7 protein-coding genes are annotated in these 8,022 nt (G+C 70.4%); 6 read left to right on the top strand and 1 reads right to left on the bottom strand.

Annotated elements, in window-relative coordinates:
- The first annotated feature begins 405 nt into the window (after positions 1-405).
- From lon to B0I29_RS30915, 6 genes are all read left to right on the top strand, one after another.
- A complete protein-coding gene (lon, locus tag B0I29_RS30940) occupies positions 406-2,709 on the top strand; it encodes an endopeptidase La (protein WP_111652635.1) in 2,304 nt (767 codons plus the stop codon).
- A 59-nt stretch (positions 2,710-2,768) separates the two neighbouring features.
- The gene (locus tag B0I29_RS30935) at positions 2,769-3,329 is read left to right on the top strand and encodes a DUF6518 family protein (protein WP_111652634.1); all 561 of its coding nucleotides are present in this window, start codon (positions 2,769-2,771) and stop codon (positions 3,327-3,329) included.
- Positions 3,326-3,658, top strand: a complete 333-nt coding sequence (locus tag B0I29_RS30930; RefSeq protein WP_111652667.1) for a hypothetical protein — start codon at positions 3,326-3,328, stop codon at positions 3,656-3,658. Before B0I29_RS30935 ends, B0I29_RS30930 begins: the two co-directional genes overlap by 4 nt.
- Before the next feature lie 3 nt (positions 3,659-3,661).
- Positions 3,662-4,420, top strand: coding sequence for a (2Fe-2S)-binding protein (locus tag B0I29_RS30925; protein ID WP_245972847.1), 759 nt, complete (start codon positions 3,662-3,664; stop codon positions 4,418-4,420).
- Positions 4,421-4,489: 69 nt separating this feature from the next.
- Complete coding sequence (locus tag B0I29_RS30920; protein WP_111652633.1) at positions 4,490-5,017, top strand: PAS domain-containing protein; 528 nt, start codon at positions 4,490-4,492, stop codon at positions 5,015-5,017.
- Positions 5,014-5,901, top strand: coding sequence for a methyl-accepting chemotaxis protein (locus tag B0I29_RS30915; protein WP_111652632.1), 888 nt, complete (start codon positions 5,014-5,016; stop codon positions 5,899-5,901). The genes B0I29_RS30920 and B0I29_RS30915 overlap by 4 nt, the downstream gene beginning before the upstream one ends.
- On the opposite strand, the gene B0I29_RS30910 is transcribed toward B0I29_RS30915, so the two are convergent.
- A complete protein-coding gene (locus B0I29_RS30910; protein ID WP_111652631.1) occupies positions 5,867-7,981 on the bottom strand; it encodes a GAF domain-containing protein in 2,115 nt (704 codons plus the stop codon). The genes B0I29_RS30915 and B0I29_RS30910 overlap by 35 nt on opposite strands.
- Positions 7,982-8,022: the final 41 nt, after the last annotated feature.

Here is an 8,022-nt window from a genome sequence, read left to right as displayed (position 1 = left end):
CGGCCGGGGCGATGAGGGCAGCGGCCAGGGCGAAGCGGCGAAGAGCGTTGCGCAAGAGGTCCCTTTCGGCAGGTCAATGTTGCTTGCGCTGTTCTTTTCGGCCCTGCCGCCGCGGACTGGATGAGCGAGTTGGTGCGTGTCGGTCGCCGTCGGGTTGCGGGTTCCCGGCCCGGCCCTGTCGGCCCGGCCCTGTCGGTCCGGCTGAACGTTACGGTCGCCGTGAGCGACAGCCGGCAGCCCTGGTGTGCAGCCGCTTTTGGTCGGCTGTACGTGGTGGTCGCCGTGGGTGACAGCCGGCAGCCGCAGCGTTAAGCCGGGGGTGGGCTTTCGCTGACAGTGAACGCTGGAAGAGACCGGGACCATTCGCGGTTGAGCCGCCTGTACTCAACTTTTCGGAGGTACCCGATGTCCAGCAAGCGACTCCCCGTGTTGTTCCTCGACGACATCGTCCTGCTCCCGGGCATGGTCGTGCCGGTCGAACTGGATGAGAACGCCCAGGCGGCCGTCGACGCCGCCCGGACCTCCGCCGACTCCGAGCTGCTGATCGCCCCGAGGCTTGAGGACCGGTACGCCTCCTACGGCGTGGTGGCCACGGTCCAGCGCGTCGGCAAGCTGCGCGGCGGCTCACCGGCCGCCGTTCTGCGTACCGGTGTGCGGGCCCGGATCGGCAGCGGGGTGACCGGCCCCGGTGCCGCGCTGTGGGTCGAGGCCGAGCCGGTACCGGTGGCCGCGTCCGGCGAGCAGGCCCGTGAGCTCGCCGCCGAGTACAAGAAGCTGGTCGTCTCGGTGCTCCAGCACCGCGAGGCCTGGCAGGTGCTCGACTCGGTCAGTGCCATCGACGACCCCGGTGACCTGGCCGACACCGCGGGCTGGGCGCCGTACCTGTCCAACGACCGCAAGCGCGAGCTCCTGGAGACCCCGGACGTCGAGGCCCGGCTGCGCCTGCTCATCGAGTGGACCAAGGACTTCCTGGCGGAATCCGAGGTCAACGACAAGATCGAGACCGACGTACGCGAATCGGTCGAGAAGCGCAACCGCGAGTACCTGCTGCGTGAGCAGCTCAAGGCGATCCGCAAGGAACTCGGCGAGGGCGAGGCCGACGGCACCGACGACTACCGCGCCCGGGTCGAGGCGGCCCAACTGCCCGATGCGGTACGCGAAGCCGCGCTCCGCGAGGTCGACAAGCTGGAGCGTGCCGGCGACCAGAACCCCGAGGCCGGCTGGATCCGCAGCTGGCTCGACACCGTGCTGGACCTGCCCTGGGCGGCCCGCACGACGGACAACACCGACCTGAGCGCGGCCCGTGCCGTGCTCGACGCGGACCACCACGGCCTGGACGAGGTCAAGGACCGCATCGTCGAGTACCTCGGCGTCCGTGCCCGCCGCGAGTCCCGTGGCCTCGAACTCGTCGGCGGCCGGGGATCCGGGGCGGTCATCCTGCTGGCCGGCCCGCCCGGGGTCGGCAAGACGTCGCTGGGTGAGTCGGTCGCGCGTACCCTCGGCCGGAAGTTCGTCCGGGTCGCCCTGGGCGGCGTCCGCGACGAGGCGGAGATCCGTGGACACCGGCGTACCTATGTCGGTGCTCTTCCGGGTCGCATCGTGCGGGCGATCAAGGAGGCCGGCTCGATGAACCCGGTCGTGCTGCTCGACGAGGTGGACAAGGTCGGCAGCGACTACCGCGGCGACCCGGCCGCGGCGCTGCTTGAGGTGCTCGACCCGGCGCAGAACCACACGTTCCGCGACCACTACCTCGACCTGGACCTGGACCTGTCCGACGTGCTGTTCATCGCGACGGCGAACACCCTGGAGACGATCCCGCAGGCGCTGTTCGACCGGATGGAGCTGATCACGATCGACGGCTACACCGAGAACGACAAGGTCGCCATCGCCCGGGACTTCCTGGTGCCCCGGCAGCTGGAGCGGGCCGCTCTGGAGCCCGGCGAGGTGACGGTCACCGAGGGCGCGCTGCGCGAGATCGCGGCGAACTACACCCGGGAAGCCGGCGTGCGGTCGTTCGAGCGGCTGCTCGCCAAGGCGTTCCGCAAGGCCGCGCTGGGCGAGCTGCCCGCCACGGTCGAGGCGAACGACCTCAAGGACCTGATCGGACGGCCGCGGTTCACCCCGGAGTCGGCCGAGCGTACGGCGGTCCCGGGTGTCGCCACCGGCCTGGCCGTGACCGGGATGGGCGGTGACGTGCTCTACATCGAGGCGTCGCTGCTGCCCGGCGACAAGGGCGGGCTGTCGGTCACCGGCCAGCTCGGTGACGTGATGAAGGAGTCGGCGCAGATCGCCCTCTCCTACGTGCGGGCCAACGCCGGCGAGCTCGGCATCTCGCCGGAGCAGCTCGACCACCCGATCCACCTGCACGTGCCCGCGGGCGCGGTGCCGAAGGACGGGCCGTCGGCCGGCGTCACGATGACGACCGCGCTGGTGTCGCTGCTGCTCGGCCGCAACGTGCGCGCCGAGGTCGGGATGACCGGTGAGGTGTCGCTGACCGGGCGGGTCCTGCCGATCGGCGGCGTGAAGCAGAAGCTGCTCGCCGCCCAGCGCGCCGGCCTCACCGAGGTCTACCTGCCGCAGCGCAACGAGCCCGACCTCGACGAGGTCCCGGAGGACGTGCTCGCCGCGCTGACCGTGCACATCGTCTCCGACGTGCGCGACATCCTGCGTACCGCTCTGGAGCCGCAGCAGGTGGCGGTCTCGGCCTGAGTCGTCACACCGCCGCGACCCGGGGATCCCGGGTCGCGGCGGTGTGCGAAGGTTCGGGCGTGCCGAAGAGGATTTTCGCTGCCGCGCTGGCGTTCGGGATGCTGGCGGCCCTCGTCAAGGGGAACCATGAGGGACTGCGCGACACGATCGGCAACCTGAGTACGCCGTGGCTGCTGGTGGCGTTCCTTCCGGCACTGGCCGCGCCGAGCGTGCGGCGCGGTGCCCTGGTCGGGTTGGCGGCCACCGTCACCGCGCTGCTCGGCTTCTATCTGGTCGTCGCGATCAGCACCGATGACCAGCTGCCCACGCTGCAGGAACATCTGGAGCACGTGCTGCGCAAGAACCGGCTCTGGCTCTGGTCGGGCCTGATCAGCGGGCCGGTGATGGGCGCGTTCGGCGCGTGGGTGGGTAAGCGTGCCGCGCTTCTGGTGATCGGCCTGCTGCTGATCCTGGAACCGATCGTCATCTACGGGGCCCGGATCGTCCCCGGGTGGCGGCATGTCATTCACTGGACGCTGGAACCGGGCCCGTACCTTGTCGAGGCGGCCCTCGGCGTTGTGCTCCTGACAAGACTGGCTTTGCGAAACAAGGAGACCTCATGGCGCAGCGCTGCACGGTGACGGTGTGCCGGGACTGCTGTTGCGGTAGCCGTACCAAACACCCGGCCGTTGACCACGATGCGCAGATCGACCGCTTGCGGGCCGAGCTGGAGCCGGAGCACCGGATCCGGACGAGTCTCTGCCTCGATGTCTGCTCGCAGTCCAACGCGATCGTCGTCCAGCCGGCGCCGGAGGCCCGGCGGCGGGGCGCACGGCCGGTCTGGTTCGGACTGGTCCTCGACGACACCGTGCTCGACGACCTGATCACCTGGGTACGCGACGGCGGCCCCGGCAACGCCGACCTGCCGGCCGTCCTGGAGCTGTCCGTCATCAGCCCGCCTACGGTGTGAGTCGTGGACGACGCACTGCGGGTGGCCGCGCGGATCGGGCCGTACTTCGTCTGGGAACCGTGGGACGGTGACCCGGAGTTCCGCCCGATCACCGAGCTGTCCGATCCGGATCGGCTGACCGCCCGGGTCGGCGCGGCCCGGGACATGCTGGCCCGGATGGGCGGCCTGCACCGCGACGACCTGTCCGAGCGGGTGGTCGCGTCGACCGTCTTCCTCGGGCTGGCGGCCCGGCTGGTGTCGGCCCCGCTCGCGGCAGCGGCTGTCGGCGGCGCGATCCCGCTGGTGACCCAGGGCCGGGTGCTGTGGCGTCCGATCGAAAACGGCCTGCTGCCTATCGCGTACCGAAGTGTGGGTTTTGCGGGGTGTGCCGGCGAGGAAGCCGGCGCGGTCGCGGCGACCTTGACCGAGACCGTGGTGGAGGGGCTTGTCGCGCCGCTGCTCGGTGCGTTCCAGGAGCGGTTCGTGCTGTCGCCGCAGGTGCTGTGGGGCAATGTGGCGTCGGCGCTGGGCGGGGCACTGACCCTGATCGGAACCGGACGCGCCGCGGCCGTCGTCGAGGCGATGCTGGCGCAGGGACCGCTCGCCGGAACCGCCACGCTGGCCCGGCCCGATCCGCGGCAGGAGAAGTGGTTCCTGGTGCGCAACAACTGCTGTCTCTACTACCGGATCCCGGGCGGCGGCACCTGCGGGGACTGTGTGCTCACTCCGGAGGAGACGCGCCTGCGGCACTGGCGCACGGTGCTGGCCCCCAGGGGAAAATGAGCTGAATCGGCCGCATATCCACCCTCCAGCAGTGATCATGACAGCAGCGATCGACGATGCTGAGGGAACATGAGAGCTGCGCGAATTCAGCCGACCGGGGTTGAGCGGTCGTTCGAGGACCACGAGATCATCGTGACCAAGACGGACCTCAAGGGCATCATCACGTACGCCAACGACGTGTTCCTGCGCCTGTCCGCGTTCGGCGAGGAAGAGGTCATCGGCAAGCCGCACAACATCATCCGGCATCCGGACATGCCGCGTGCGGTCTTCAAGCTTCTCTGGGACACCCTCGGCCAGGGCGAGGAGATCTTCGCGTACGTGGTGAACATGGCCGGTGACGGCGCCGCGTACTGGGTTCTCGCGCACGTCACGCCGTCCCGGGACGCCAGCGGGCGGGTGATCGGCTATCACTCCAGCCGGCGCCGCCCCGACCGCCCGGCCGTCGACGCGGTGAAACGCCTGTACGCCCGGCTGCGCGAGGAAGAGCGGCGCAACGACCTGAACGCGTCCTGGCAGCTGCTCCAGGACGAGCTGGCCGGCCGCGGTCAGACCTATGAGGAGTTCGTCTGGGACCTGACGCTGGGAGCGACCCGATGAGCGACGACATCCTGTCCATCATCGAGAAGGTCTGCACCCGGGTGGCGGCCGGCGACTTCGAGAACCGGGTGCCCAAGCTCGGCGACGACCCGCAGGCCGAGGCGACCCGTCAGGCGATCAACCGGGTCCTCGACGTCACCGATGCGTTCGTCCGCGAGTCCGGCGCGGCGCTCACCGCCGCCGCGGACGGCAGGTTCCACCGCCAGTTCCTGCCGCGCGGCATGCGGGGCGCTTACGCGCACTCCGCCGTGACGATCAACCGGGCCGCCGACGCCATGCGGGTGAAGGTGGAGGAGATCGAGCACGCCAAGGCCGCCCGCTTCGACCTCGCCGGCGAGCTGGAGTCGGCCGTCCAGTCCGTCTCCGAGCAGCTCGCCACGGCAGCCACCGAGATGGGCGCGACCGCGAACGGCCTGTCCCAGTTCGCCCGGGACGCGGTCGCCGACGCGGAGCGGGGTCTCGGCTCGGTCGGCGCGTTGCGGGACTCCTCCGACCAGATCCGCAAGGCCGTCAGTCTGATCACGCAGATCGCGTCGCAGACCCGGCTGCTGGCGCTGAACGCGACGATCGAGGCGGCGCGGGCCGGTGAGGCCGGCCGGGGGTTCAGCGTGGTGGCGAACGAGGTGAAGACCCTCGCGACCGAGACCGCCTCGTCGAGCGAGAGCATCACGAACCAGGTGTCGACGGTGCAGGACTCGGCGAAGGGCGCGATCCGGGTGCTGGAGTCGGTGACCGAGAGCATCCGCCAGATGAGTGAGCTGGTCGACGGCATCGCCTCCGCGGTCGACGGCAACCGGGAACCCGGTCAGCCCGGCCTGTCCCAGCTCGCCGAGGTGCTGCGCGCCGAGGTCACGCGATTCGTGGCGAAGGTTCGGGCTGACTGATCGGCAGCTTCACCGAGACGATGGTTCCGGTCGGCTCGTTGCCGTCCAGGCGGATGCTGCCGCCGTGCAGGTTCACGATGGTCCGGGCCAGGCTCAGACCCAGCCCGCTGCCGGGAATCCCCTGGTGGCGGACGTTGCTGCCGCGGAAGAACCGGTCGAACACCCGGGCGCGCTCGTCGGCGGGCGTACCGATGCCGGTGTCGGTGATCCGCAGCTCGGCGGCGTCCTCGCCGGCGTCCAGGGTCACCACGATCCGGCCGTCGGGCGGGCTGTACGTGGCGGCGTTCGACAGCAGATCGGTGACGACCTGGCGCAGCCGCTCGGCGTCCCCGCGGATCGGGAGCCGGGGCGGCGCCTCCAGGACGATCCGCAGCCGGCTGCCGCCGCGGGCGTTCTCCACGGCGCCCCTGACCAGGGCGGCCAGGCAGAGATCGCTCATCTGCAGACCGAGGTGGCCCGCGTCCAGGCCGGCCAGGTCCAGCAGACTGTCGATGATCCGCTGCAGGGTGCCGGTGTTACGGCAGATCGTCTGGATCATCTGCTGCTGCTCGGTGTCGAGGGTGTCCGCCTCCTCGACGAGCACTTCCGCGTTCGTGGTGATCGACGTGAGAGGCGTCCGCATCTCGTGCCCGACCAGGTCGATGAAGTCGTTCTGCGCCCGGGTCAGCTGACGGGCCAGCTGCTCGGCATGCCGCAGCGCCACGAAGACGCCGATCTGCGACGCGACACCGTCGAGCAGCACGGTCAGCAGGTCCTCGTGGAGCTCCGGTGAACCGGCGTAACAGGTCAGCACCCCGAGCAGCGTGCCGCCGTCGCGGACCGGGACCGCCAGGACCGTACGAATGCCGCGCCGCAAGCAGATCTCGATGCGCGCGCGTTCGACGGGGTTGGGCACGTATTCGGTCGCGGCGATGTCCGGAACCCACAACGGCTCGCCGGTCTCCCACACCCGTCCGGTTATCCCCTTGCCGCATTCCGGGGCGTGCCCGAAGAACCCGTCGTCGACCGCCTCGGCGTCCTCGTAGAACCCGACCGAGCGCAGGTCACCGTCGGTGTCGTCGATCAAGAACAGCTCCGCGTACGGCCAGCCCAGCGTCGTCGCGACCGATTCGAGCACCTCGGGCGCCGCCTCCACGGCGGTGTCCGAGGCCCGCAGCACCCGCTCGACGCGGCGGTGGCAGTCCCGGAAGTTCTGGGCCCGGCGCATCGCGGTGACCTCGTGCGCCACCGAGACCGCGCCCAGGCGCCGCCCGCCGGCCCCGACGATCGGCTGCGCGGTCGTCGAGAAGATCCGGGTCCGATGCCCCGGCACCATCGTGAGAACGTCGGCCTCGCTCACGTGCTCACCGCGAACCGCCTGCATCAACGGGGTGTCGTGCCAGTTCAGCGGTTCCAGGTCGGCCCGGCGTAGCACCCCGTCGACAGCGCCGGGGAAGTCGGGCAGCGGGTCGTGCCGCGGATGCCCGATCACCTCGCGCAGAGCGCCGTTCATCAGCACGATCCGCCCGGTGTCGTCGGCGACGATCACCCCGACGGAAAGGGCGTCCAGCAGGGTGGTGGCCAGTGCCGAGTCCAGCGAGTCGGGTGCCGCGGGCCGTACCAGGTCGGCGATCTCGACGAGGGTGGTCAGCTGCGTGTCGGTCCAGCGCCGGGGCGCCGTGTCGAAAACGGTCAGCGATCCCAGGGGCTGGTCGCCGGTGTCGCGGACCGGGACGCCGGCGAAGGACCGGATTCCGTACTCGGTGACCAGCAGATGATCCCGCAGCTCGGCCGACTCCTCGGCGAGCAGGTCGTCGGAGTGGACCGGATGATCCTGGCTGACGACGTATTTGCAGACCGAGTACGACAGCGCGGCGTGCCCGGACCCGGCAAGCGACGCGGGCAGGTGATGCACGCCCGCGAAGTGTTCCTCATCGGCGCCGATGAGTGTCACCGCTGCCATCGGCGCCGCCAGCAGCCGTGCTGCCAGCCGCGCCACGGCGTCGGCCGGCAGCGGTGAGGCAGGCAGAAGTCTTCGCGCCTGTTCCACCGCTACCAGCCGCGCCGGATCGCGCAGCACCGATTCGTTCACTAAGGTCATTGCTCACTGTCCTATTCGTCTTCGCCCGGCGATTTCTTCGC

Source organism: Actinoplanes lutulentus, assembly GCF_003259845.1.
Classification (GTDB): Bacteria; Actinomycetota; Actinomycetes; order Mycobacteriales; family Micromonosporaceae; genus Actinoplanes; species Actinoplanes lutulentus.
Note: the sequence above shows the minus strand (reverse complement) of the source record. Positions and strands in the feature narration are given on the sequence as shown.